Source organism: Tenebrionibacter intestinalis, assembly GCF_016632365.1.
GTDB classification, from domain to species: Bacteria; Pseudomonadota; Gammaproteobacteria; order Enterobacterales; family Enterobacteriaceae; genus Tenebrionibacter; species Tenebrionibacter intestinalis.
The window spans coordinates 20,856-44,436 of the sequence record NZ_JAEPBH010000014.1; the positions used below are offsets into that span (position 1 = coordinate 20,856).

Annotated in this window: 23 protein-coding genes, 1 tRNA gene and 1 pseudogene; 20 read left to right on the forward strand and 5 right to left on the reverse strand. The window is 53.3% G+C overall.

The features are described 5' to 3' along the window. The first annotated feature begins 203 nt into the window (after positions 1–203). The 4 genes from rhaD (at position 204) to JJB97_RS06860 (ending at position 3,281) form a co-directional block, all read left to right on the forward strand. Positions 204–1,028, forward strand: a complete 825-nt coding sequence (rhaD, locus tag JJB97_RS06845; protein ID WP_238713282.1) for a rhamnulose-1-phosphate aldolase — start codon at positions 204–206, stop codon at positions 1,026–1,028. A 61-nt stretch (positions 1,029–1,089) separates the two neighbouring features. Further along, positions 1,090–2,238, forward strand: coding sequence for a lactaldehyde reductase (gene fucO / locus JJB97_RS06850; RefSeq protein WP_238713283.1), 1,149 nt, complete (start codon positions 1,090–1,092; stop codon positions 2,236–2,238). After that, positions 2,235–2,549 carry an L-rhamnose mutarotase gene (gene rhaM, locus JJB97_RS06855; protein ID WP_238713284.1) on the forward strand — a complete coding sequence of 105 codons (315 nt, stop codon included), beginning with the start codon at positions 2,235–2,237 and terminating at the stop codon, positions 2,547–2,549. Before fucO ends, rhaM begins: the two co-directional genes overlap by 4 nt. 180 nt (positions 2,550–2,729) lie before the next feature. Beyond that, positions 2,730–3,281 (forward strand): DUF2726 domain-containing protein, encoded by a 552-nt coding sequence (locus JJB97_RS06860; RefSeq protein ID WP_238713285.1) that lies wholly within the window; start codon positions 2,730–2,732, stop codon positions 3,279–3,281. 9 nt (positions 3,282–3,290) lie between these two features. On the opposite strand, the gene fdhD is transcribed toward JJB97_RS06860, so the two are convergent. Further along, positions 3,291–4,085, reverse strand: a complete 795-nt coding sequence (gene fdhD / locus JJB97_RS06865) for a formate dehydrogenase accessory sulfurtransferase FdhD (protein ID WP_238713286.1) — start codon at positions 4,083–4,085, stop codon at positions 3,291–3,293. 187 nt (positions 4,086–4,272) lie between these two features. Between fdhD and fdnG the strand changes: the two genes are divergently transcribed. From fdnG to JJB97_RS06905, 8 genes are all read left to right on the forward strand, one after another. Continuing rightward, positions 4,273–7,323 (forward strand): formate dehydrogenase-N subunit alpha, encoded by a 3,051-nt coding sequence (fdnG, locus tag JJB97_RS06870; RefSeq protein WP_238713287.1) that lies wholly within the window; start codon positions 4,273–4,275, stop codon positions 7,321–7,323. Between the two features lie 12 nt (positions 7,324–7,335). Further along, entirely contained in the window at positions 7,336–8,238 is a 903-nt protein-coding gene (gene fdxH, locus JJB97_RS06875) for a formate dehydrogenase subunit beta (RefSeq protein WP_238713288.1), read from the forward strand. Next, complete coding sequence (gene fdoI / locus JJB97_RS06880) at positions 8,235–8,870, forward strand: formate dehydrogenase cytochrome b556 subunit (RefSeq protein WP_238713289.1); 636 nt, start codon at positions 8,235–8,237, stop codon at positions 8,868–8,870. Before fdxH ends, fdoI begins: the two co-directional genes overlap by 4 nt. A gap of 308 nt (positions 8,871–9,178) precedes the next feature. Beyond that, positions 9,179–10,108 carry a formate dehydrogenase accessory protein FdhE gene (fdhE, locus tag JJB97_RS06885; RefSeq protein WP_238713290.1) on the forward strand — a complete coding sequence of 310 codons (930 nt, stop codon included), beginning with the start codon at positions 9,179–9,181 and terminating at the stop codon, positions 10,106–10,108. 325 nt (positions 10,109–10,433) lie between these two features. Beyond that, positions 10,434–10,528, forward strand: a tRNA-Sec gene (locus JJB97_RS06890). A 161-nt stretch (positions 10,529–10,689) separates the two neighbouring features. Continuing rightward, a complete protein-coding gene (locus JJB97_RS06895; protein WP_155107257.1) occupies positions 10,690–11,868 on the forward strand; it encodes a tyrosine-type recombinase/integrase in 1,179 nt (392 codons plus the stop codon). Between the two features lie 19 nt (positions 11,869–11,887). After that, positions 11,888–13,747 (forward strand): DEAD/DEAH box helicase, encoded by a 1,860-nt coding sequence (locus tag JJB97_RS06900; protein ID WP_155107258.1) that lies wholly within the window; start codon positions 11,888–11,890, stop codon positions 13,745–13,747. Beyond that, positions 13,744–14,166: a hypothetical protein gene (locus JJB97_RS06905; RefSeq protein ID WP_155107259.1), complete on the forward strand. Its 423-nt coding sequence runs from the start codon at positions 13,744–13,746 to the stop codon at positions 14,164–14,166. Before JJB97_RS06900 ends, JJB97_RS06905 begins: the two co-directional genes overlap by 4 nt. Positions 14,167–14,539: 373 nt before the next feature. Here JJB97_RS06905 and JJB97_RS06910 read toward each other — a convergent pair whose 3' ends face one another. From JJB97_RS06910 to JJB97_RS06920, 3 genes are read right to left on the reverse strand one after another with little or no spacing between them, the layout of a single operon-like run. Next, the gene (locus JJB97_RS06910) at positions 14,540–15,115 is read right to left on the reverse strand and encodes a phage polarity suppression protein (protein ID WP_155107260.1); all 576 of its coding nucleotides are present in this window, start codon (positions 15,113–15,115) and stop codon (positions 14,540–14,542) included. A 17-nt stretch (positions 15,116–15,132) separates the two neighbouring features. Continuing rightward, entirely contained in the window at positions 15,133–15,375 is a 243-nt protein-coding gene (locus tag JJB97_RS06915; protein WP_000984214.1) for an ogr/Delta-like zinc finger family protein, read from the reverse strand. Continuing rightward, on the reverse strand, positions 15,372–16,175 hold the full coding sequence (locus JJB97_RS06920) for a capsid protein (RefSeq protein ID WP_155107261.1): 804 nt from the start codon (positions 16,173–16,175) through the stop codon (positions 15,372–15,374). The genes JJB97_RS06915 and JJB97_RS06920 overlap by 4 nt, the downstream gene beginning before the upstream one ends. 548 nt (positions 16,176–16,723) lie before the next feature. On the opposite strand from JJB97_RS06920, the gene JJB97_RS06925 reads away from it, so the two are divergent. The 8 genes and pseudogenes from JJB97_RS06925 to JJB97_RS06960 all read left to right on the forward strand — a co-directional run. Then, positions 16,724–16,990: a helix-turn-helix transcriptional regulator gene (locus tag JJB97_RS06925; protein WP_096879252.1), complete on the forward strand. Its 267-nt coding sequence runs from the start codon at positions 16,724–16,726 to the stop codon at positions 16,988–16,990. Next, entirely contained in the window at positions 16,987–17,586 is a 600-nt protein-coding gene (locus JJB97_RS06930; RefSeq protein ID WP_096879243.1) for a host cell division inhibitor Icd-like protein, read from the forward strand. Before JJB97_RS06925 ends, JJB97_RS06930 begins: the two co-directional genes overlap by 4 nt. Next, entirely contained in the window at positions 17,579–17,878 is a 300-nt protein-coding gene (locus JJB97_RS06935; RefSeq protein WP_096879244.1) for a Derepression protein, read from the forward strand. The genes JJB97_RS06930 and JJB97_RS06935 overlap by 8 nt, the downstream gene beginning before the upstream one ends. Continuing rightward, on the forward strand, positions 17,871–18,320 hold the full coding sequence (locus tag JJB97_RS06940; protein ID WP_155107262.1) for a hypothetical protein: 450 nt from the start codon (positions 17,871–17,873) through the stop codon (positions 18,318–18,320). The genes JJB97_RS06935 and JJB97_RS06940 overlap by 8 nt, the downstream gene beginning before the upstream one ends. 72 nt (positions 18,321–18,392) lie before the next feature. Next, complete coding sequence (locus tag JJB97_RS06945; protein WP_052160487.1) at positions 18,393–18,653, forward strand: hypothetical protein; 261 nt, start codon at positions 18,393–18,395, stop codon at positions 18,651–18,653. After that, positions 18,650–18,970 (forward strand): DUF5375 domain-containing protein, encoded by a 321-nt coding sequence (locus JJB97_RS06950; RefSeq protein ID WP_016151192.1) that lies wholly within the window; start codon positions 18,650–18,652, stop codon positions 18,968–18,970. Before JJB97_RS06945 ends, JJB97_RS06950 begins: the two co-directional genes overlap by 4 nt. 11 nt (positions 18,971–18,981) lie before the next feature. Beyond that, the gene (locus JJB97_RS06955) at positions 18,982–21,315 is read left to right on the forward strand and encodes a primase-helicase zinc-binding domain-containing protein (RefSeq protein WP_155107263.1); all 2,334 of its coding nucleotides are present in this window, start codon (positions 18,982–18,984) and stop codon (positions 21,313–21,315) included. Positions 21,316–21,892: 577 nt separating this feature from the next. Continuing rightward, positions 21,893–22,255: pseudogene (locus tag JJB97_RS06960) on the forward strand (Arm DNA-binding domain-containing protein); the annotation flags it as partial. Between the two features lie 362 nt (positions 22,256–22,617). Here the strand turns inward: JJB97_RS06960 and JJB97_RS06965 are convergent. After that, the gene (locus tag JJB97_RS06965) at positions 22,618–23,403 is read right to left on the reverse strand and encodes a hypothetical protein (protein WP_238713291.1); all 786 of its coding nucleotides are present in this window, start codon (positions 23,401–23,403) and stop codon (positions 22,618–22,620) included. Positions 23,404–23,581 lie beyond the last annotated feature (178 nt).

A 23,581-nucleotide genomic window follows, 5' to 3' on the forward strand; every position in this document is an offset into this window, starting at 1 on the left:
TAGAGAATCCTCCCGGCAAAGCCGGGCTGAGACTGCTGACAAACCCCCTCCTGTCGCAGACAGGAGGGATGAAACACAATAAAAAATAGGGGAAATCAATGCTTTGATTTTCGCCTGCTTACCACAAAGAAGGAAAACCCCCGTTTTTTCCTTCTTTGTCAATAAACTGCGCCCGGCAAAGCCGGGCTAAAGGAATAACCACGATGCAGAGCATTATTAACGCCTGGTTTGTGCAGGGCATGATCAAAGCCACAACCGACGCCTGGCTAAAGGGCTGGGATGAACGCAACGGCGGCAACCTGACGCTGCGGCTGGACGCTGCGGATATCGCGCCGTACCAGGCGGACTTCCACGCGCGCCCGCGTTACATCGCCCTGAGCCAGCCACTGCCCGCGCTGGCGAATATGCCGTTTATCGTCACCGGTTCTGGTAAGTTCTTTCGCAATATGCAGCTCGACCCAGCGGCCAACCTGGGCGTGGTGCAGCTAGACCACGATGGCGCGGGCTATCACATTTTATGGGGGCTTCAGCACGACGCGGTGCCCACTTCAGAGCTACCCGCACACTTTCTGTCACACTGCGCGCGTATCCACGCCACCGGCGGTAAAGACCGCGTGATTATGCACTGCCACGCCACCAACCTCATCGCCCTGACCTACGTGCTGGACAACGACCCCGACATCATTACCCGCAAGCTATGGGAAGGCAGCACCGAGTGTCTGGTCGTTTTTCCGGACGGCGTCGGCATTCTGCCGTGGATGGTGCCAGGTACCGATGAAATCGGCGAAGCAACGGCAAAAGAGATGGATTCGCACTCGCTGGTGCTGTGGCCATTCCACGGCGTATTTGGCAGCGGGCCGAGCCTTGACGACGCCTTCGGCCTGATTGATACCGCTGAAAAATCCGCTGAAATTTTGGTGAAGGTCCTCTCAATGGGCGGTATGAAACACACCATCAGCCGCGAAGAGCTAATAGCGTTGAGCAAACGGTTTGGCGTAACACCGCGCCAGAGCGCGCTTGATTGCTAATACCATGATAAATTTAATGTTTTTTATGCCCACGCTTAGGGCATAACACCAGGAGAACCCAATGAGCTTTATGCTGGCATTACCCAAAATCAGCCTCCACGGCACGGGGGCGATTGGCGATATGGTGAAGATGGTCGCCGATAAACGCTGGGGCAAAGCCCTGATCGTCACCGACGATCGGTTGGTGAAGCTGGGCCTGCTTGACAGCCTGTTTAGCGCGCTTAAAGCGCACGGTATGGCATGGCATCTGTTTGACGGCGTCTTTCCTAACCCAACAGAAAGCCTGGTCCAGAGCGGCTATCAGGCCTATCAGCAAGCACAGTGCGACTATCTGATTGCCTTTGGCGGCGGCAGCCCTATCGACACCGCCAAAGCTATCAGGATCCTCACCGCTAACCCGGCGCCCTCTATCGCCTGTGCCGGCGTTGGCAATGTAAAGCGCCCCGGCGTGCCGCTGGTAGCGATTAACACAACCGCCGGAACCGCCGCGGAAATGACCAGTAACGCGGTCATTATCGACAGCCAGCGCCGTGTTAAAGAGGTCATCATTGATACCAATATCATTCCTGATATTGCCGTAGACGACGTAAGCGTAATGATGAAAATTCCCGCTGACGTTACCGCTGCCACCGGCATGGACGCGCTGACGCATGCCATTGAGGCCTATGTTTCACGCGGCGCGCACCCGCTGACCGACGCCAGCGCGCTGGAGGCTATCCGCCTTATCAATACATGGCTGCCGCAGGCGGTGGCCGACGGCGATAACATACAGGCGCGGGAAATGATGGCCAACGGTCAGTATCTGGCGGGTATGGCGTTCAATAGCGCCGGGCTGGGGTTGGTACACGCGCTGGCTCACCAGCCGGGCGCCACGCACAACCTGCCGCACGGCGTATGCAACGCCATTCTGCTGCCGGTCGTGGAAAACTTTAACCGCCCACAGGCGATATCGCGCTTTGCCCGCGTTGCACAGGCGATGGGGGTAAATATCGCCGGCATGAGCGAAGAACAGGCAAGCCGCGAGGCCATCAACGCCATCCGTCGGCTTTCTGAACAGGTTGGCATCCCGTCTGGCTTCAGCCAGTTAGGCATCACCGCAGACGATATCGAAGGCTGGCTGGATAACGCGCTTGCGGACCCCTGCGCTACCTGTAATCCTCGCGCCGCCAGCCGCGACGAGGTACGCGCTCTGTATCTGGAGGCGCTGTGATTAGAAAAGCGTTTGTTATGCAGGTTAACCCGGATGCGCACGAAGAGTATCAGCGCCGCCACAACCCCATCTGGCCGGAACTGGAAGCTGTGCTAAAAGAGCACGGCGCGCATCATTACGCCATCTACCTTGACGCCAGCCGCCATCTGCTGTTTGCGACGGTGGAAATTGAGTCGCAGGCGCGTTGGGACGCCATAGCGCAAACCGAAGTCTGCCAGCGCTGGTGGCGGCATATGCGCGAGATCATGCCGTCCAACCCGGACAACAGCCCGATCAGCACCGAGCTAAAAAGCGTATTTTATCTGAAATAAACGCCCTCACGCTGCCTCGCCGCAGCGTGAGTCCGCCTTAAGCATCTTTTTTATTTCCCGCCTGCGCAGTTAAAAACCGGGGCTGTTACACCTCTCCTGCAATTACGCCAACGCATCGCGTTGCATTTATATTAAAAAACATTAATGATACGAACAGGCAATAAAGGAACGAGGGTGCATATGGATATTCAGTCAGTTATTATTCTGCTGCTGCTGCTTGCAGTCATCTTTTTTTTATACAAAAGCCGCAATAAAAAACGCGCCTCCTCACCCCCGCCCCAGACTTTTCAACGGCCACGCAGCGTCAGTAACGTAGGCGATCAGCTCTATTTTGTGGAAAACGGCGTATTTAAAAAACACAAGCTAATGAATAAAGAAGAATTTTATCTGTTTCGCAAAATAGAACTCTTCCTTCAGAAAAATTACAGCGGGTATCGCGTTTTCCCTCAGGTAGCGATGGGCGTATATCTTCGCTCCGATGACGCGCAGGCCCACAGCTCTGTTAACAGCAAGCGTGCCGATTTTGTGATTATTTCAAAATTTGGCGAACCGTGCGTTGTGGTGGAATACCACGGCGGCGGCCATTATAAGGCCAATGCCGCATCCCGGGACGCGGTAAAAAAAGAAGCCTGCCGCAAGGCCGGTATCCGCTATATGGAAATTGAGGCGAACTATAAAGATGACGACATCAATGCGATTGGCCGCTATCTCGCCCAGGCGGCGGCGGCCTGACAGGGCTATTTATTCCGCCAGGCGCTGCGCATGGGTATATACCGTGGCGCGGCCAGGTTTGCTAAACCCCACCAGCGTCAGGTTGCAGCGCTCCGCCACCTGCACCGCAAGCGACGTGGCCGCCGAGACGGCAAACAGAATTTCCACACCGCACATCGCCGCCTTTTGCACCATTTCATAGCTGGCGCGGCTCGATACCAGCGCCACGCCATCGCGCCAGCCCTGGCGGCTGCGGCGGCCCAGCAGTTTATCCAGCGCTACGTGGCGCCCCACGTCTTCATGGCCGCCGATTATCTCCCCCTGCGGCGTAAGCCAGGCCGCGATATGCGTACAGCCGGTTAACTGCCCCACGGGCTGAAAGCGTCGGATCTGACCAAGCGCGTCGTCAAGCGCGCGCAGTGAAAACCGCTGCGTAAACGGCAATGGCGCAACCGGCTTGCCGATATCATTAAGTTGCTCAACGCCGCACACACCGCAGCCCGTGCGCCCGGCCATCTGGCGACGGCGCTCTTTAAGCCCCATAAAGCGGCGGCTGGAAAGCTCAATACGCACCTCAATACCGTTACACGCGGGCACAACGTCTATACCGTAAATATCCTGCGGCGACGCAATAATGCCTTCAGACAGCGAAAACCCTAACGCAAACAGCGCCAGATCTTTTGGCGACGCCATCATAACGACATGTGAAATGCCGTTATAAACCAGCGCAACCGGCATCTCTTCCGCCAGCCAGTCTTCGCGACTCGTTTGAAGCGCTGTGCGGCTGCGCACGGGAGCAGCGCGATAGCATGTGAATTCAGTCACATCTCGGAATTTGCTACTGCATATATCATTCACTATAAATTAACCAGATTATAACAAGACCGGTGCAGGTATGTTATTCTCTACCATATCTCGCCATAAGAAGCGGGAATAGATCAAACTTGTACCTTTCATACCGCTGTTAAAAAAAATACTACCTATGAGACAATGTCAAAACAGGAGCACTTCCATGCTAGTCAACAGAAGACAGTTCTTTAAGATCTGCGCTGGCGGTATGGCAGGCACCACGGCCGCCGCGCTGGGCTTCGCGCCCGGCGTTGCGCTGGCGCAAACAAGGCAGTATAAGCTGCTGCGCACCCGTGAAACCCGCCAAACCTGCACATACTGTTCCGTCGGCTGTGGGCTGTTAATGTACAGCAGCGGCGATGGCGCTAAAAACGCAAAAGCTTCCATTTTCCACATCGAAGGCGATGCCGACCACCCTGTTAACCGCGGCGCGCTGTGCCCAAAAGGCGCGGGGCTGATAGATTTTATTCACAGCGAAAGCCGCCTCAAATTTCCGCAATATCGCGCGCCGGGTTCGAATAAATGGCAGCGGTTAAGCTGGGATGAGGCTTTCGCCCGCATCGCAAAACTGATGAAAGAAGATCGCGACGCCAACTTCATCGCACAAAATGATCAGGGCGCTACGGTTAACCGCTGGCTCTCTACCGGCATGCTGTGCGCTTCTGCATCCAGCAACGAAACCGGCTATTTAACCCAAAAATTCACCCGCGCGCTCGGCATGCTGGCCGTGGATAACCAGGCGCGCGTCTGACACGGACCAACGGTAGCAAGTCTTGCTCCAACATTTGGTCGCGGCGCGATGACCAACCACTGGGTTGATATGAAAAACGCCAATCTCATCGTCGTGATGGGCGGAAACGCGGCAGAAGCGCATCCGGTGGGGTTTCGCTGGGCGATGGAAGCCAAAATCCACAACGGCGCGAAACTGATTGTTATCGACCCGCGCTTTACGCGTACTGCCTCGGTCGCAGATTTCTATGCGCCGATTCGCTCCGGCACCGATATCGCGTTTTTATCGGGCGTGCTGCTGTACCTGTTAACCCATAACAAATTTAACCGCGAGTACGTTGAGGCTTATACCAACGCCAGCCTTATCGTACGTGAGGATTACGGTTTTGAAGACGGCCTGTTTACCGGCTACGACGCGCAAAAACGCCAGTATGATAAAACCAGTTGGCATTACGAACTGGATGAAAACGGATTTGCCAAACGCGACACAACGCTCACCCACCCCCGCTGCGTATGGAGCCTGCTAAGGCAACACGTTTCTCGCTATACGCCCGAAATGGTAGAAACGCTCTGCGGCACGCCTGCGGCGGATTTTTTGAAAGTGTGCGAGTACATCGCGCAAACCAGCGTGAAGGATAAAACCGCCTCATTTCTGTATGCGCTCGGCTGGACGCAACACTCCACCGGCGCGCAGAACATCCGCACGATGGCGATGGTGCAGCTACTGCTTGGCAACATGGGCATGGCGGGCGGCGGCGTGAACGCGCTGCGCGGCCACTCCAATATCCAGGGGCTGACCGATCTCGGCCTGCTGTCCACCAGCCTGACGGGCTATATGAACCTGCCCAACGAACAACAGCCGGATATCCAGACCTACCTTGCCGCCAACACGCCGAAACCGCTGCTAAAAGGCCAGGTGAATTACTGGAGCAACTATCCGAAATTCTTCGTGTCGATGATGAAAGCGTTCTACGGCGAGAAAGCCACGGCGGATAACGACTGGGGTTACGACTGGCTGCCGAAGTGGGACAAGAGCTACGACGTGCTGCAATACTTCGAAATGATGCACGAGGGCAAGGTCAACGGCTACCTGTGCCAGGGCTTTAACCCGGTCGCCTCCTTTCCGAATAAAAATAAAGTGGTCGCCAGCCTCAGCAAGCTGAAGTTCCTGGTAACGATCGACCCGCTCATCACCGAAACCTCCACCTTCTGGCAAAACCACGGCGAAGCGAACGATGTCGATCCTTCAGCGATCCAGACCGAGGTCTTCCGCCTGCCATCCACCTGCTTTGCAGAAGAAAATGGCTCCATCGTGAACTCCGGGCGCTGGCTACAGTGGCATTACAAGGGCGCAGACGCCCCCGGCGAGGCCCTTACCGACGGCGAGATTCTGGCAGGCATCTTCCTGCGCCTGCGCGAAATGTACGCCCGCGACGGCGGCGCCGTACCGGAGCCGGTGCTGCACATGAGCTGGGACTACCGCCGCCCGGATGCCCCGGCCTCCGATGAAGTTGCGCAGGAGAGCAACGGCAGGGCGCTGGCGGATATTCTGGATCAAAACGGCGGCCTGCTGTTGAAAAAGGGCGAGCTGCTTACCACTTTCGCTCAGTTGCGCGACGACGGCACCACCTCCAGCGGCTGCTGGATTTTTACCGGTAGCTGGACGCCAAAAGGCAACCAGATGGCGAACCGCGACAACGCCGACCCGTCCGGGCTTGGCAATACGCTGGGCTGGGCCTGGGCATGGCCGCTCAACCGCCGTATTCTGTATAACCGCGCCTCCGCCGACCCGCAGGGCAACCCCTGGGATCCGAAGCGCAAGCTCCTGGAGTGGGACGGCGAAAAATGGGGCGGTGTTGACGTCCCGGATTATGCCGCCGCCGCCGCGCCAGGCAGCGACGTCGGGCCGTTTATTATGCAGCCGGAAGGGCTGGGCCGCCTTTTCGCCATCGACAAAATGGCCGAAGGGCCATTCCCGGAGCACTACGAGCCGTTTGAAACGCCGCTCGGCACCAACCCACTGCATCCGAACGTGATTTCCAACCCTGCGGCACGCGTGTTCACAAGCGATCTGGAGGCAATGGGCAAAGCGGACAAGTTCCCGTACGTGGGCACCACCTATCGCCTGACCGAGCATTTCCACTACTGGACTAAGCATGCGCTGCTAAACGCCATCGCGCAGCCGGAGCAGTTTGTTGAAATTGGCGAAACGCTGGCGAATAAACTCGGCATTGCCCAGGGCGATATGGTGAAAGTCTCCTCCAGGCGCGGCTATATCAAAGCCAAAGCGGTGGTGACCAAACGCCTGCGAACCCTGAAAGTACACGATCGCGACGTGGACACCATCGGCATTCCCATCCACTGGGGCTACGAAGGGGTGGCGAAAAAAGGGTTTCTCGCCAACACGCTGACGCCGTTTGTGGGTGATGCGAACACGCAGACGCCGGAATTTAAAGCCTTTCTGGTGAATGTGGAAAAGGTATAACGGAGACGAATTATGGCTTATCAATCACAAGACGTCATTCGTCGTTCCGCAACTAACGGCTTTACGCCTGCCCCGCAGGCGCGAAGCCATCAGGAAGCCGTGGCGAAGCTTATTGACGTCACGACCTGCATCGGCTGTAAAGCCTGCCAGGTAGCCTGTTCTGAATGGAACGATATCCGCGATGACATTGGTCACAACGTAGGGGTTTATGATAACCCGGCGGACCTGAGCGCAAAATCCTGGACCGTTATGCGCTTCTCAGAGGTGGAGGAGAACGGCAGGCTGGAGTGGCTTATCCGTAAAGACGGCTGCATGCACTGCGCCGAACCGGGCTGTCTGAAAGCCTGCCCGGCGCCAGGGGCGATTATCCAGTATGCCAACGGCATTGTGGATTTTCAGTCTGAGCACTGCATCGGCTGCGGCTACTGCATTGCGGGCTGTCCTTTCGACGTGCCGCGTCTGAATCCGGACGACAACCGCGTGTACAAATGCTCGCTATGCGTAGACCGCGTAGCCGTGGGCCAGGAACCGGCATGCGTGAAGACCTGCCCGACCGGCGCTATTCACTTTGGCACCAAAGAGGATATGCAACATCTGGCGCTCGAACGCGTGGCGGAGCTGAACACCCGCGGCTATAGCAACGCCGGGCTTTACGATCCTCAGGGCGTTGGCGGCACGCACGTCATGTATGTATTACACCACGCCGACAGGCCGAATCTGTACCACGGTCTGCCGGAAAACCCGGCCATCAGCGAAACCGTAAAATTCTGGAAAGGCGTCTGGAAACCGCTGGCCGCCGCCGCCTTTGCGGCAACGTTCGCCGCCAGTATCTTCCACTACGTCGGCATCGGCCCGAACCGCGCGGAAGATGAAGAAGACAACGCTCGCGAGCAGAAAGACGAGGTGCGCAAATGAGAAAACGTGACGCCATCGTGCGCTACACCGCGCCGGAACGCATCAACCACTGGATTACCGCCTTCTGCTTTATGCTGGCGGCGGTAAGCGGCCTTGGGTTCTTTTTCCCGTCATTTAGCTGGCTGACGTATATCCTGGGTACGCCGCAACTGGCGCGCATAGCGCATCCGTTCATTGGCGTGGTGATGTTCGCCTCATTTATTATCATGTTCTTGCGCTACTGGCGCCACAATCTCATCAATCGCGGTGATATTTACTGGGCGAAGAATATTCGTAAGGTTATCGTTAACGATGAAGTTGACAATACCGGGCGCTACAACTTTGGCCAGAAGTGCGTGTTCTGGGCCGCGATCGTTTTTCTGTTCCTGCTGCTGGCAAGCGGCGTCGTTATCTGGCGGCCCTGGTTCGCCCCCCTGTTCCCGCTGCCGGTTATCCGCATTGGTCTGATGCTGCATTCGTTTGCAGCGGTTAGCCTGATTGTCGTGATTATGGTGCATATCTATGCGGCATTGTGGGTAAAAGGCTCTGTCACCGCAATGGCGGAAGGCTGGGTAACCCAGGCATGGGCGAGGAAGCACCACCCCCGCTGGTTCCAGGAAGTGCTTAAAAAGCAGGAAAAAAACGTAAAATAGTTACATGGTAGACAGGCATAAACCGGCATCAGGCGCATAATACGCCTGATGCCTTTTTGTTATTGACAACAGGCGCAAAAAAGCCGCGTCAGCAAGCTGTAATTATTGCGTTTTTACAGAAAAACGCATGCCAGGCCGCACGGGTTACGGCTAGCGCCGGGCGAGTAAGGCAAGCAATCATTTACCGCAATGACGCTAATTGCCGCTATTATAGGGGGCACAACCCGACTTTTAGCGTGCCGGATTTCCATAACCGGCGCAGGCAACGCAGCAATATGCTTTAAGCCATAACAGGAAACAGTCACCGCATGAGTATTCGTATTATTCCTCAGGATCAACTGGAAAAAGGCGACAAGCGCCAGAACGAGGTTATTCCGCCCCTGCTCTTCCCGCGCCTTAAGAACCTTTATAACCGCCGCGCCGAGCGCCTGCGTGAGCTGGCTGAAAATAATCCGCTGGGCGACTACCTGCGTTTTGCCGCACTGATTGCACATGCCCAGGAAGTGGTGCTTTATGACCATCCGCTGGAGATGGATTTAACGGCCCGTATTCACGAAGCCGCCGAACAGGGCAAGCCGCCGCTGGATATTCACATTCTGCCCCGCGACGCCCACTGGCGCCGTCTGCTGCACTCGCTAATAGCCGAGCTAAAGCCAGAAATGAACGGCCCGGCGCTGGCGGTGATTGAAAATCTCGAAAAAGCCGCCGATCAGGAGCTTGAAGAAATGGCCAGCGCGCTGTTTAGCGGTGATTTCTCCACGGTGAGCAGTGATAAAGCGCCGTTCATCTGGGCTGCGCTTTCGCTCTACTGGGCGCAAATGGCCAGCCTTATACCGGGCAAAGCGCGCGCCGAATATGGCGAACAGCGACAGTTCTGCCCGGTATGCGCCAGCGTGCCGGTATCAGGCATAGTCCATATTGGCTCCACCAACGGCCTTCGCTACCTGCACTGCAATCTGTGTGAAACCGAATGGCATGTGGTACGCGTAAAATGCAGCAACTGTGAACAAACCCGCGATCTGGATTACTGGTCGCTGGAAAGCGAAAACGCCGCGGTTAAGGCTGAAAGCTGCGGCGACTGCGGCACCTACCTGAAGATTCTCTATCAGGAAAAAGAGCCGAAGGTGGAAGCCGTGGCGGACGATCTGGCGTCCCTGATGCTTGATGCCCGTATGGAGCAGGAAGGCTTCGCCCGTAGCAGTATTAACCCCTTCCTGTTCCCCGGCGAAGGAGAATAAGCATGCACGGAAACGCGCCAGAGATAAACGCGTTTCCGTTCTGATTAACACACCGCTTTTTTACGACGCCTGGCTGCGATTCTGGTTGCTGACAAAAACGCTTTCGTTCGCTTTTCTGGCTTCTCTACAGGCGATAGAAACAAGCCCCGACGCGCCGCGCCACGCTCACAAGCGGCGCGGCAGTTAAAGGGCGTTCGCGATCGGCATGACAACGTAGCAGCCAGGCGCATAATCCGGCGACATACATAATAAAAAGCATCGGGACTATTGGTAACCTCAGGAAAACCGCTATAATGCGCGCGCCTCCATGTAGCAGTGCAGGCACGGAAGATCGTCGTCTCCGGTGAGGCGGCTGGACTTCAAATCCAGTTGGGGTCGCCAGCGATCCCGGGCAGGTTCGACTCCTGTGATCTTCCGCCAAAATCCCTCCGCAGCCGTCCGAGAAAGTCTAAAAATCCTTTATTTTCAATATTCATAGTGAATAACTCATCCGTAACCGTCCGACAAGATCTCCCTGAATCCGTGAAAAATATGTATAGTGATGTGTATAGATTTTTTATACACATTTTTGGCTTATACACATGGCACTTACAGACATACAAATCAAACGAGCAAAGCCCCAAGACAAGCCGTACACATTGAACGACGGGCAAGGTCTGTCAATGCTTATCAATCCCGATGGTTCGAAGGGCTGGCGTTTCCGTTTCCGCTTTGCTGGGAAAGCGCGGTTAATGTCATTCGGTAGCTACGACCTTGTGAGCCTCGCAGAAGCACGTGAGAAACGCGATACGGCTCGTAAGCAGGTTGCAAACGGCATAGACCCAGTGGAAGAACGCAAAGCCCAAAAGCTGGCACAGCAGCTCTCAACAGAAAATTCATTCGAAGCTATATGTCGGGAGTGGCACTCAAATAAAGCCGATCGCTGGACAGTGGCCTACCGCGAAGAAATCATTAAAACATTTGAGCAAGATATTTTCCCGTTCATTGGTAAACGTCCTATCAGTGAAATCAAACCGTTAGAACTACTTGAAGTATTGCGACGAATAGAGAAGCGTGGAGCACTAGAGAAAACACGTAAGGTGCGTCAGAGATGCGGTGAGGTTTATCGCTACGCAATCATAACTGGCCGCGCTGAATACAATCCTGCGCCTGATTTAGCCATCGCTCTGGCCGTTCCTAAGCAAAAACATCATCCATTTCTATCTGCCGAAGAATTGCCTCATTTTATTCGGGATCTCGAAGCCTACACCGGTAGCATAATCACCAAAAATGCTACAAAGATAGTCATGCTAACTGGTGTAAGAACGCAGGAGATGCGCTTTGCTACGTGGGAAGAGGTTGATTTGGATAAGGGGGTTTGGGAGATACCAGCGGAGCGAATGAAGATGCGCCGACCTCATTTAGTACCGCTTTCAAAACAGGTAATCGATTTGTTTCAACAGCTAAAACCCATCACTGGTCACTATCCCTACATTTTTATTGGACGGAATAACCGTAAAAAGCCTATAAGTAAGGAAAGCGTCAACCAAGTGATTGAGTTGTTAGGTTATAAAGGGAGAGCCACTGGACATGGTTTCAGACACACAATGTCAACGATACTGCATGAAGAGGGTTTCGATAGTACATGGATCGAAACACAGCTTGCCCATGTGGATAAGAACAGTATACGTGGTGTCTATAACCATGCTCAGTATCTTGATGGCAGGGCTCGCATGCTTCAATTTTATGCCGACCAACTGTACCCCAAAAGTAATTATTAACTAATTAAGAGCGATCATTATGTCTTATTTTTTTGACACGGCAGTAAATATCGAAGGCAATACTAAACTTAGAGCTCCACAGATTGAGGCCTATATAAAAATAAAAGACTTTTTCAGTGATGAAGAAAATAAAGAGGCTCTAGTTGTATTACCAACAGGTACAGGCAAGAGTGGTCTTATCTCAATAGCCCCGTTTGGTGTTGCGCATAAAAAAGTTCTAATTATCACCCCAGGACTTATTACAAAAGATAGCATAAGAAAAACCCAAGAGGTTCTTGCTGATAATTTCTGGGTAAACTTCGACATTGTATTTAGCAGTAAAGACATACCCATTGTTAATGAATATTCCTCCGATTTGTCAAACGAACATCTTCTAAGTAGCCACATTGTTTATTCTAATATACAAAAAGTTGCGTCAAGCAGAGATAACGCATTAATCAATAGAGTTCCTTCGGATTTCTTTGATTTAATTATCATTGATGAGGCTCATCATGCACCTGCTCAAAGCTGGCGCGACACGCTCCGTTATTTCTCTAATGCGAAAATACTTCATGTTACAGGAACGCCCTACCGAGGAGATAATCAGGAAATTCCTGGTATAAGAATCCATGAAACACCTTTATCTGAGGTTATGAGAGATAAATATGTAAAATGGTTAAGAAAAGAAACCGTCAATGCGCATGAGCTGTTTTTTACAACTCCGGAACAACCAGGAACAAAGCTTTCTAAAGAGCAAATATTAATGCTCAAAGATAAAGAGTGGATTGAAAAAAGTATCGCTCTATCCAAAGAATGCTCTTTAGATGTCATTGACCATAGCATTTCAAAACTTAAAGAACTAAAGAACACCTCTCAAAAGGTTCCGCATAAAATTTTAGCAGTGGGTTGTAGTATAGCTCACGCAGAAGATTTATTCAGTTGGTATAAAGAAAGAGGTATGACTTCTGTCATAGTACACAGTGAGATGGATCCTAGTGATCTTTCTGACGCTTTGATGAAAGTAGATAATCACCAATGTGATGTAGTGATATCGGTTAATATGTTAATGGAAGGCTATGACCATAAGTACCTCACAATCCTAGCAATATTCCGCCCCTATAGAAGTCTTAACGCTTTCGCTCAAGTAGTTGGAAGGATCTTACGAGCCATACCTTCATCTGAAATAACACATTTCGAAATTGATAATAATGGCATAGTGATATTTCATGAGGAAATAGGCCTAAATGTAATGTGGGAAAATTTCCAGAATGAGGTAGAAAAAGCTCGTAGAGCAACTGTACGCGAGTATACGTTCACTGACAGAGACTATGTCGAAAGAGGCAACGAATTAGCAGGAGTAGAAAGTGAAAGCGCTTATGTCAGCGATAAAGATTCTTACTTAAATGACATTGATTTCAATGCGTTATTCGAACAAAAACGCCATGAGATAAGCGACTCAGTAAACCAACAAATAGAAAAAATTAGACTGGCTGGCCTAGACCTTCCAGAGGATACATTAGAAGAGTTACGCCAGAAATTAGCAGAAAAAGAAGTTCAGAAAGCTGCTGAATACATTGATCCTGAGTTAATTGATAAAAGACCCCATCAAGCAAGAAAATTAATGAGGGATATTCTTAAAAAACGCACTCAAGATGCGGTATCTAATTTACTGATTGATAATGGTATTGGTGAGAAAAGCTCAGAGCTTTATGCGATTTTTAACCGTTACATGCCATATATAAAGACAACTGAGGCTAATGATGCTATATTAGTTAGATATGTTTTTATAAAGCTAGCCAAAGCTTATGGCCCAGTTGATAAGCGAGATAACAAAGCCCTTCTCCAATCGATTAATGATTTAGACAAGGTTCTCGCAGAAGTTGAGAGGATGATTAAATGACAAACTATACTCAAATCATGAAAGAGATTAATAAAATAATTTCTTTTTGCATGGTAAAAGGTGTACAGCCTCATGAGTTAGTTACATCTATTTTTGAGCGTGAATATCAACACATCGAAACTTATAAGAAAGGTGAGCTAGTTCATTTCATTTTAACTTATTCAGACATTCATGATGATGGTGTCAATTTAATTAAAATGAAATATGTCTATAACGATAGACAACAATTGCTATCGATTGCTCAAAAAATTGATTCCTCAAGCTATAAGATCCAATGGGATCGCAGTGAAAAGCTTGATGCGCTGCTCAGTAATTTAGCATCGCAGTTGCCTCAGAACAGTTCGATTATCAGTCAACTTAGAGATGCGATTCCTGATGATTTTAAAACTATTTTTTATCCAGTTTTAAAAGTTGCCTGATAGTTCTAGTTCCTTCATATCAAAGCCGCCAGTAGGCGGCTTTTTCATACCCCTCCACCATCACACCTCAGACGCACCACACCCGCATGATCACACCCAACCACTAACAGCCCAACATCACCCCCCGCCTGCACCGTTACGACGCTCTCAGACGATAATTTTTAATATTAAACACCACCGCTGGCGCGCAATGCTCTCCCCGCCACGCCTGCCCGCTTCCCGGGGCGCTTTTAATGCAGGTGCATGAAGTGGCTCAGGCCGCGCCAGTACTGGTGCGGCGGGGTGTGGAAAATTCAGGTTTTTACATGCAAAGCCATGCAGCGTAGGCATGCATGGCTATTTTTATTAAAAAGACGGGTATTTTCGGGACGTTTTATGCGGATTTTTTGCGGGTCTGCGCGGCCTGTCGGCGCATGAAAATCTGACTCTGTTCAGGCGTATATTTTGCCCGGTTGTCGTCTCTCGATGCTCTGTCAGGCCGGAAACCGATGGTTGTCAGAATGTCGCAATCTTCCTCTGCGTAATCAATATTTCCTCCGCGGGTTACATGAACGGACAGCGCTTCGCGAACACTGGCGGCCGCCCGGTCGAGAGCCCGTTCTCTGACGATGTCAGGTTGTTCGCAGAGATGCATTAATTCCGGTGCCAGAGCGGCGGCCAGCGCATCGCCGCTTACCTGCATAAAAGCGTGGAGCTGACGCCGGATACTGATACGCTGCACGGCCTCATGTGACCGGATGTACTGCCCGGCCGACTGATTTACCGCCCATTTTTTCAGGTCAATATCATCCCGCAGCGCCTGTGCGGCCTCCGGTTCATAACGGGTGCAGGTCAGCTCCAGCTCTTTCAGCGCCATTTCAGCCCGCGCCAGTGCTGACTTGCTGCTCATCCAGTCCGATTTATTCTTCTGACAGGTTTCAAAGGCCTGTTCCAGTAGTGCTCGTGCCATTGTCTTTTCTCCTGAAATCAGTGGCGCAGCGATGAGCGGGCGCAGTCCAGAATTCGGGGTGGTGTTTCTGGTACTGTCTGTGGTGGTTCGGGCTTTTCTTCTGCCGGTGGCCGTATCACCTCGTCGATAGACTCGGTGGTGCGAAAGGTTGCGGAGCAAAAGACATTCACGCACTGGAGGTAGCTTTGTTTGACGTTATCCGACAGGTAACGGCTGGTACGGACATGGGCAGCCTGTTTGCAGTACGGGCAGCGCATCATGGCTTAACCCCCCGCGATTTTTTCTTCTGTGCCAGCTCCTTAGCCCGCGCCATTCTGAGAACAGGGCTTTTAAAGAGCTTCATGTCCACGCCGGTGAGTGCCGGACGGTGAAGCCCAATTTTTGAAATTACCGGCTCCTGCGCCATGTTGAATGTGTAGTACCTGCTTTGCGCCAGTACATTCTCACCCAGCTCCTGAATGAGAACGTTGTGAGGGTGTTCTTCTCCTTTCATTTCGAGTTCACGCAGACGTAACGCAAATGCGCGCACCAGTGAGGGAGGGATGTCTTTCATCACGGTCGCCCACTCATTCCGGGAGTAGGCAGAGAACACCGTAAAATGCGTGCCGACGTACTTATCTCCTGATGTACAGGCGGCCAGCATGGTACTGGCTTTATCATCGTTGAGTTCATCAATCAGGGCGGTGAATTCCTCTGCCAGCTCCCGACCGGCCACTCGCTGACTGTGTTCGGCTTTCAGTTCCGGGGTCATCATGCCGCGCAGTTCGCGAAAACGGGTACGCCAGTTCTGTTCGGCTTCGGCACTTTCATTCAGGGCGTTCTGACGCTCTTTCTCGCTACGGGTAATGGCGGCATCAATATCATTCAGTTTCAGCATATTTTCCGTGTGCGCGGATTTGGCCTTGCTGAACGCATCAAGAGCGTTATTTATCGTGGCCTCTGCGTTCTGGTTTGCTTTCTCGTTAAGGGTATCCAGTGCGCTGTCAATGGCCGTGCGGATGTTCTCATCCTGCGTGCTGCCAATGGTTTTCATTACTGCGGTAAACAAATCTGGTTTCATCGTCGGGTTCTCTCTGTGTTTTCAACCTGACGCCATTCTGCCGTCCCTCAGACAACAACTCGATTCATTGCCGTTGTAGCAGTCATGGCACAAACAGGACTTCAAAACCCGGCTGGCCAGAGAAAGGTCGCAGGGAAACCCCTCTCTCTGTTTGTTTTTTTACTAATAACTATTCACTACTGTTCACTCAGTATAAAAATCTAAGTAAAACAATAAATTAAAGAGTGAACAGTTGAGAGTGAAGTGTTCACCAACTGTTCACTACTGTTCACTGGTTTCGGCAAGCTCCTTTTAGAGAATCATTGTTTTATTAATTATATTTTTATCTATTGATAGGCGATATCAATTAACTGTGATTTATGAACTTCTCAGCGCGTCATGTGGCAATTATTTTTCATATTTTCAGGTCACTGCTTAAATAACAGACAAAACTGCTCCACGACACAACATGCCTCTGTTGCATTGAAGAAAAATATTCACAAAATAGAGCGCTACCTGATACCGGATGGACACGTCCGGATCTCTGCGGATATTAACGAGGTAGCGTTATGCACACAGTTTCATCAGTACCATCGTCCCCCACCACCGCGCACCTGATGCCGGTTTCAGCCCCGGCTCAGGAACGTTTTTTACGTCTCCCGGAAGTCATTCATCAGTGCGGCCTGTCCCGCTCCACGCTCTACGATTTAATTGCCCGTAACGCTTTCCCGGCGCAGGTTTCCCTCGGGGGTAAAAATGTCGCCTGGCTACAGTCTGAAATCACGGCGTGGATGGAAGAACGTGTCGCGCACCGCAACCGGAAATACGACGCATGAATCAGAGCCGTTTTCACAAAGCCCCTTTTTCTGGCTTGCATCCGTTGTGTGTTTCCTGGTACAGTTTTGCTGTTGCCGCAAAATCGGTAACCGGGCGTGAGAACCCGAGCAATCCATCGGCGATACCAGACGCGCCATGCGTCTTTTTTTGTGTCGCAATTAACGCCACAGAGCACCAGATAATGGTGTGGTGTGCGAACATTTGTTCAGGTGCGACTCTTTGTCCCCTGTTCGTATTCGTACATTATGCTGTCATGTCAATGGTAGCTCAGGCGGGGCAGCCTTCGGGCTGGCCGGTACTCGATGGAGCCGGTATTCTCACCCCCGTCTGGGCTATCGCCACTGAGCGTGAGAACTCCGGCGATAGCAATTGTCAGCTATCCATCGGAGGTTGCCTTATGGCTACGATCCTCACCCCGTCACACCCGCAGTTTGTCTTTGTGTTTGCCGCCGTCCGTCGCGCAGACCGTAAGCCCCGTATCTGTATGCTCCGCACCGTTGCCGGTGACGAACTGGCCGCCCGCCGCACCCTTGTCCGCGAATACGTGCTTTCCCTTGCCGCCCGTCTGCCGGTTGTGGAGGTGTCACATGCATAATAAAAACACCCCTCAGACCGTCTCAGCGCGTCGTGATGACCTCAACGCCATCAGTGAACACCTGAGCCTCGAATCATTCCATAAACTCAACCGTGCCTGTGAAACCCTGCAGTATTTCGGCAGTGATTTACGACGCCATGAAATCAACGGACTCAGCCAGCTTTATACCCCGCAAATCCTGAGTTATGTGCATGAGGACATCAGCCATGTGCTCGAAGAACTCAAGGCCAAAGGCCTGTGCCGTGACTTTCTCGCCACGACGTCGGGAAACGGAGGGGAGCACCATGTTTGATTTCCCTCAGCCGGGCGAAACATATCGCTGTACAGGATTTCCTGATGTGGTGGTGTCGGGCGTGCTGGCCGATGGTATTCCGTGGGAAATGCCGTACCGCTGTCCGGGGCTGGTCTGGAATCCGTACCGGCGCACCTACACCATCCTCATTCGTATAATTGCCGGTGGCCGTATGGCAGAAATTCCGCTCGGTCGTTTTTTGCGGGACTTTACCTGTGAGCATCCCGATGTATTTAAGCGCAACCCTGAAAACCGCCACGTCGTATTACGCGAAATAGCGGCTGACCCGGCATTACAGCAATACCGGGCGCGGAATATCGATAACTATCCTGACGATATTCCCCCGGTTAAACGCCCGGCGCCGGTGGCGCATAAATGGCGGAATAATTTCAGGCCGGAAACGGAAATAAAACCGGATAACAGCTACCGCCATTATCTGTAATTAAAAATGACACCCAAAAAATAAAATGTGCGTATCTGCGCAGGGATACGCACGTCCTCAGGAGACGAAATAATGCCTGTTAACAGTACGGAACGGCCGCAGAATATAAACCAGCCCACCATCAGCCGGGCAGACCTTGAATGTCTCGAACATCTTCGCAATGTCGGCCAGCTTGTCGGCGACCTGATGCAGGTGCAGGGCTGCACCTCTTTGCGCCACAATCCGGCGCAGCAGCTACAGCTCACCTCGGTGATTTACCTCATGACTGCCCGGCTCGACGGCGTGGTCGACCGCTGCAATCAGCGCTGGCTGACCGGGGAGGGCAGTGTATGAAAACCGCATTATCTCCCGTTCTGCGCGCTGCACTTTACCGCCGGGCGGTCGCCTGTGCCTGGCTGACCCTGTGCGAACGTCAGCACCGCTACCCGCAGCTCACGCTCAGTACGCTGGAAAGCGCCATTGCCGCCGAGCTGGAGGGCTTCTATCTGCGCCAGCACGGCGAGGAAAAAGGCCGTCAGATTGCATGCGCCCTGCTCGAAGATTTAATGGAAGCCGGACCACTCAAGGCCGCCCCGTCGCTGTCCTTTCTCGGGCTGGCTGTGATGGATGAACTCTGCGCCCGTCATATCACCGCACCGGCACTGCACTGAGGGAAAGCACCATGAAAATGAACGTAACGGACACCGTAAAACAGGCGTGCGGCCACTGGCCGCGCATTCTCCCGGCGCTGGGGGTAACGGTCATCAAAAACCGCCATCAGGCCTGTCCGGTGTGTGGCGGCTCCGACCGCTTCCGCTTTGACGATAAAGAGGGGCGCGGGACGTGGTTCTGTAACCAGTGCGGTGCGGGGGACGGTCTGAAACTGGTTGAGAAAGTGTTCGGCGTGACCCCGTCAGAGGCGGCCGGAAAGGTGAACGCCGTGACCGGCAACCTGCCGCCGGTTTCCCCGGCGGTGACTGTGGCCGCAGACGCTGAAACAGAGGCCGACCGCAAAGCGGCGGCCGCGCTGGCCGCCAGACTGACGGAGAAAGCCCGCCCGGCCACCGGCAACGCCTACCTCACCCGCAAGGGCTTCCCCGGTCGGGAATGTCTGACGCTCACCACCCTGCATAAAACCGGCGGCGTGACGTACCGCGCCGGTGATGTGGTTGTCCCGCTTTATGACGATAGCGGCGCACTGGTTAACGTCCAGCTCATTAATGCAGACGGTCTCAAGCGCACCCTGAAAGGCGGTCAGGTGAAAGGGGCGTGTCATATTCTCGACGGGAGAAAAGAGGCGGGAAAACGGCTGTGGATAGCGGAGGGCTACGCGACCGCGCTCACCGTGCATCACCTGACCGGCGAAACCGTCATGGTGGCGCTGTCGTCGGTGAACCTCCTTTCTCTGGCGAGCCTTGCCCGTCACAAATATCCGGCCTGCCGGATTGTGCTGGCCGCCGACCGTGACCTTAACGGCGACGGCCAGACCAAAGCGTCTGCGGCCGCAGAGTCCTGTGAGGGCGTGGTCGCCCTGCCGCCGGTGTTCGGTGACTGGAATGATGCGTATACACAGCACGGCGGGGAGGCCACGCGTAAAGCCATGTATGACGCCATCCGGCCACCGGCTGACAGCCCTTTCTCTACCATGAGCGAGGCGGAATTTACCGCCATGAGTACCAGTGAGAAAGCCATGCGGGTGCATGAGCATTACGGCGAAGCGCTGGCCGTGGATGCGAACGGCCAGCTCCTGTCCCGCTATGAGGCGGGAATCTGGAAAATCATTCCGCCGTCGGACTTTGCGCGCGACGTGGCCGGGCTGTTCCAGCGCCTGCGCGCCCCGTTCTCATCGGGGAAAATTGCCTCGGTGGTGGACACCCTGAAACTGATTATTCCCCAGCAGGACGCCCCGGCGCGGCGGCTGATTGGCTTTCGCAACGGCGTGCTCGATACCAAAAGCGGTATATTCAGCCCGCACAGCAAAGCGCACTGGCTGCGCACGCTGTGCGATGTGGATTTCACCCCGCCGGTGGAGGGGGAAACGCTGGAGACGCACGCGCCGAATTTCTGGCGCTGGCTCGACCGCGCCGCCGGTTCACGTGCCGATAAACGTGACGTGATACTCGCCGCGCTGTTTATGGTACTGGCGAACCGTTACGACTGGCAGCTCTTCCTCGAAGTGACCGGTCCCGGCGGCAGCGGGAAAAGTATTCTGGCCGAAATTGCGACGATGCTCGCCGGGGAAGATAACGCCACGTCGGCGACCATCGAGACGCTGGAATCCCCCCGCGAACGCGCGGCGCTGATTGGCTTCTCGCTGATACGTCTGCCTGACCAGGAGAAATGGAGCGGTGACGGGGCAGGACTCAAGGCCATTACCGGCGGGGATGCGGTCTCCGTTGATCCGAAATACCGCGATGCGTACTCCACCCATATTCCGGCGGTGATACTGGCCGTAAACAACAACCCTATGCGCTTCACCGACCGCAGCGGCGGGGTGTCGCGTCGTCGGGTGATAATGCACTTCCCGGAACAGATTGCGCCGGAAGAGCGTGACCCGAAGCTGAAAGATAAAATCGCCCGGGAGCTGGCCGTCATCGTGCGCCAGCTCATGCAGACATTCAGCGACCCGATGACCGCGCGCGCACTGCTCCAGTCGCAGCAGAACTCCGACGAGGCACTCAGCATCAAGCGCGACGCCGACCCTACGTTCGATTTTTGCGGTTATCTGGAGGCGCTGCCCGAGCCTGACGGTATGTATATGGGGAATGCGAATATCATCCCGCGACAGCCGCGTCTGTACCTGTATCACGCCTATCTGGTGTACATGGAGGCACACGGCTACAAGAACACACTCAGCCTGACCATGTTCGGCAAAGGGCTGTCATCGATGCTGAAAGAGTACGGGCTGAATTACGCCAGGCGGCGAACGAATCAGGGGATGCAGACGAATCTTGCGCTCAGGGAGGAAAGCAACGCCGACTGGCTACCCCGGTGTGATGAAACCACCGCGACATAACCTACCCGGACCGGCATCAGCCGGTCTTTTTTTACCTGAAATCCCGGAAAGTGAACAGTAAAGTGTTCACTGTTCACGGACTGTTCACTGTATATCGCATTGAAAATAAACACAAATAATGGCGAGTGAACAGTGTGAACAGTTTTCCGTAAAAAAAGTTTTTTTCGTAGTTTGAGCTTGTGCGAAAAATGAGCACATCCGCTCATGTGTATAGCGATGTGTATATTATTGATGTGTTATATATTTTTAAATCAATAAAAACATTACGTTACTCGTGTTTTTTGACTCCTGTGATCTCCGCCAGTTTGCCTCTACTGAACTCTCCCGACGTCAACAAAACCCCTTCTAACCCCTTATATATCAGGCTTTCTTTATATCCCGAGGTCAACCGTCTTCACCTCACATCAGGTTGTTTTTGGGGTGCATTAGGGGATGCCGTTTTCCTCTTAGCGTATCCGCACCCCCATAATGGTAAAAATGTAAGATATAACAAGGGGTTTTAAAGCCATCTTTGTTATACAAGAGGTGCGTTGGGGGAATCAGGTTAGTGACTGGCGGAAATCCCCCGGGAGGATGGATTCATCAAAAGCCGGAGGACGTTGGGGCGCTAACCGATGTTAAAGTGAAAACCGCGAAGCCAAAAGAAAAGCCCTATAAGCTGGCTGATGGCGGCGGTATGTACCTGCTGATTAACGCTAATGGTTCCAAATACTGGCGAATGAAGTACCGCTTCGCCGGTATTTCTATTGGCGTATACCCTGATGTAACGCTTGCCGACGCGCGCGAAAAGCGCAGCGAAGCCAGAAAAATTCTGGCTGCGGGAAGCGAGCCGGGTGAAGTAAAAAAAGAAGAGAACGTGGCCCAGAAAATGGGCCTGAAAATTACCTTCGAGGCCGTTGCTCGCAAGTGGCGTCAGGCGAACGGCGATCGCACGTCATTACACGACCAGGAGCTGCCGGCTAATACGGGCCGCACATCAGGCTGATGATAACACAAGCGATCCGATTAAATAGCCGCACATTGCACGCCTTCACCTGGGTTATTTCCTGAGGTACGTTATGCGCGCCATCAGGCCTGCCATTTGGCGCATGCCAGGCCTGCGTCGTTGCCCGATGCTTCCCTGCGCCGCGCATCAACAGAGCGAGAACGCATCGTTACGGATTTATTCAGCGTTGAGGGTGACCTGACAGACCGCCGTGTAATCTCCCGCCTTTTCGGTCTGGTAATCCCAGTTTATTTTTATTTTCTCTCCCGTCTGGAGCGTGTGCGGACTCTCCCACGGGGAAGATGTGGCCGCATCGCTCAGGGTGCATCGTCCTGGCCCTGACGTGGTTGTGACTGAAGCCTGCAAATGTACGCCAGCCCCCCCGATCCCGAGGTAGTACCAGTCCAGGCTGGTTTCACCATGCGCGATTTCCCCCCCCCCTGCACCTCACCAATTTCGACTGTCTTACTGGCGGCTTTCGTCGCAATTACCGGTTTGTACACCACCGAGTACATGCTTCCTGCTCCTACCCCCGCCTGAATCATTTCCACTACCGTGTTAGCGGGTATTGTGGCGCGAAAAGTGAGTTCGCCGCGCGAGTGCCACGCGTCCTGCGGCCCGAGGCTGCCGTTCCGGTTACTTAATTCTGTTACGACTTCACTTGCGCCTTCGACGACGGGCAACGCCTGATACCCGAGTTTATTTGCCGGGTCCGTTTGCGCAAGCGACCCACTGGTCATATGGATAAGCCCCTGGTCTACTGTGTATCTCAGGCAATCCATGTAGGCGATGCCTTTCTCAAGCACCATCCCCTGGCCGGAGTCAGTGTCCACATTCATTGTCTTTTCCGCATACCGCATGGCCTGCATTTGCCCCAACGCCGAGCCGTCGTTGTTTTCAACGACGACCATCCCCGAGGGGGTAATCCGGTAGCGGTGGTCCCCGTTCGGTATTTCAATTTCCCCGCTGCTCCCGCCGGTATGCCACCCTACGCGATCCGAGGCGATACACACGTCAGTACAGAATCCGGCAGGGCTGGCGAAAACTCCGGCCAGGCCCAAAACAAAAAGCGCCTCATATTTTTGACTTATTTTTTCGAACATTTTCTTTCTTTCCCACTTCCTCGCTTTCGTCTGTTTTCCCGCGTATGAATATGTTCTGCCCTGGGTACGTTTTCCTCTTAACACAAGAGGTGTTTAGGGTTTTGCGTGAGGCGCCGTGGCCGTTACCCGGCGTGAATGTGCAATCCAGGACGACGGCCCGTTTCTGCGCGCGAGAACA

What these genes read in the sequence shown, in the direction of transcription:
- fdhE (WP_238713290.1), top strand. Translation starts at nt 9,179, where the DNA reads ATGAGTATTCGTATTATTCCTCAGGATCAACTGGAAAAAGGCGACAAG.
- rhaD (WP_238713282.1), top strand. Translation starts at nt 204, where the DNA reads ATGCAGAGCATTATTAACGCCTGGTTTGTGCAGGGCATGATCAAAGCC.
- fdxH (WP_238713288.1), top strand. Translation starts at nt 7,336, where the DNA reads ATGGCTTATCAATCACAAGACGTCATTCGTCGTTCCGCAACTAACGGC.
- JJB97_RS06905 (WP_155107259.1), top strand. Translation starts at nt 13,744, where the DNA reads ATGACAAACTATACTCAAATCATGAAAGAGATTAATAAAATAATTTCT.
- JJB97_RS06900 (WP_155107258.1), top strand. Translation starts at nt 11,888, where the DNA reads ATGTCTTATTTTTTTGACACGGCAGTAAATATCGAAGGCAATACTAAA.
- JJB97_RS06965 (WP_238713291.1), bottom strand. Translation starts at nt 23,403, where the DNA reads ATGTTCGAAAAAATAAGTCAAAAATATGAGGCGCTTTTTGTTTTGGGC.
- JJB97_RS06940 (WP_155107262.1), top strand. Translation starts at nt 17,871, where the DNA reads ATGTTTGATTTCCCTCAGCCGGGCGAAACATATCGCTGTACAGGATTT.
- JJB97_RS06930 (WP_096879243.1), top strand. Translation starts at nt 16,987, where the DNA reads ATGAATCAGAGCCGTTTTCACAAAGCCCCTTTTTCTGGCTTGCATCCG.
- JJB97_RS06935 (WP_096879244.1), top strand. Translation starts at nt 17,579, where the DNA reads ATGCATAATAAAAACACCCCTCAGACCGTCTCAGCGCGTCGTGATGAC.
- fdoI (WP_238713289.1), top strand. Translation starts at nt 8,235, where the DNA reads ATGAGAAAACGTGACGCCATCGTGCGCTACACCGCGCCGGAACGCATC.
- JJB97_RS06945 (WP_052160487.1), top strand. Translation starts at nt 18,393, where the DNA reads ATGCCTGTTAACAGTACGGAACGGCCGCAGAATATAAACCAGCCCACC.
- JJB97_RS06895 (WP_155107257.1), top strand. Translation starts at nt 10,690, where the DNA reads ATGGCACTTACAGACATACAAATCAAACGAGCAAAGCCCCAAGACAAG.
- JJB97_RS06910 (WP_155107260.1), bottom strand. Translation starts at nt 15,115, where the DNA reads ATGGCACGAGCACTACTGGAACAGGCCTTTGAAACCTGTCAGAAGAAT.
- JJB97_RS06950 (WP_016151192.1), top strand. Translation starts at nt 18,650, where the DNA reads ATGAAAACCGCATTATCTCCCGTTCTGCGCGCTGCACTTTACCGCCGG.
- JJB97_RS06915 (WP_000984214.1), bottom strand. Translation starts at nt 15,375, where the DNA reads ATGATGCGCTGCCCGTACTGCAAACAGGCTGCCCATGTCCGTACCAGC.
- JJB97_RS06860 (WP_238713285.1), top strand. Translation starts at nt 2,730, where the DNA reads ATGGATATTCAGTCAGTTATTATTCTGCTGCTGCTGCTTGCAGTCATC.
- fucO (WP_238713283.1), top strand. Translation starts at nt 1,090, where the DNA reads ATGAGCTTTATGCTGGCATTACCCAAAATCAGCCTCCACGGCACGGGG.
- JJB97_RS06925 (WP_096879252.1), top strand. Translation starts at nt 16,724, where the DNA reads ATGCACACAGTTTCATCAGTACCATCGTCCCCCACCACCGCGCACCTG.
- JJB97_RS06955 (WP_155107263.1), top strand. Translation starts at nt 18,982, where the DNA reads ATGAAAATGAACGTAACGGACACCGTAAAACAGGCGTGCGGCCACTGG.
- JJB97_RS06920 (WP_155107261.1), bottom strand. Translation starts at nt 16,175, where the DNA reads ATGAAACCAGATTTGTTTACCGCAGTAATGAAAACCATTGGCAGCACG.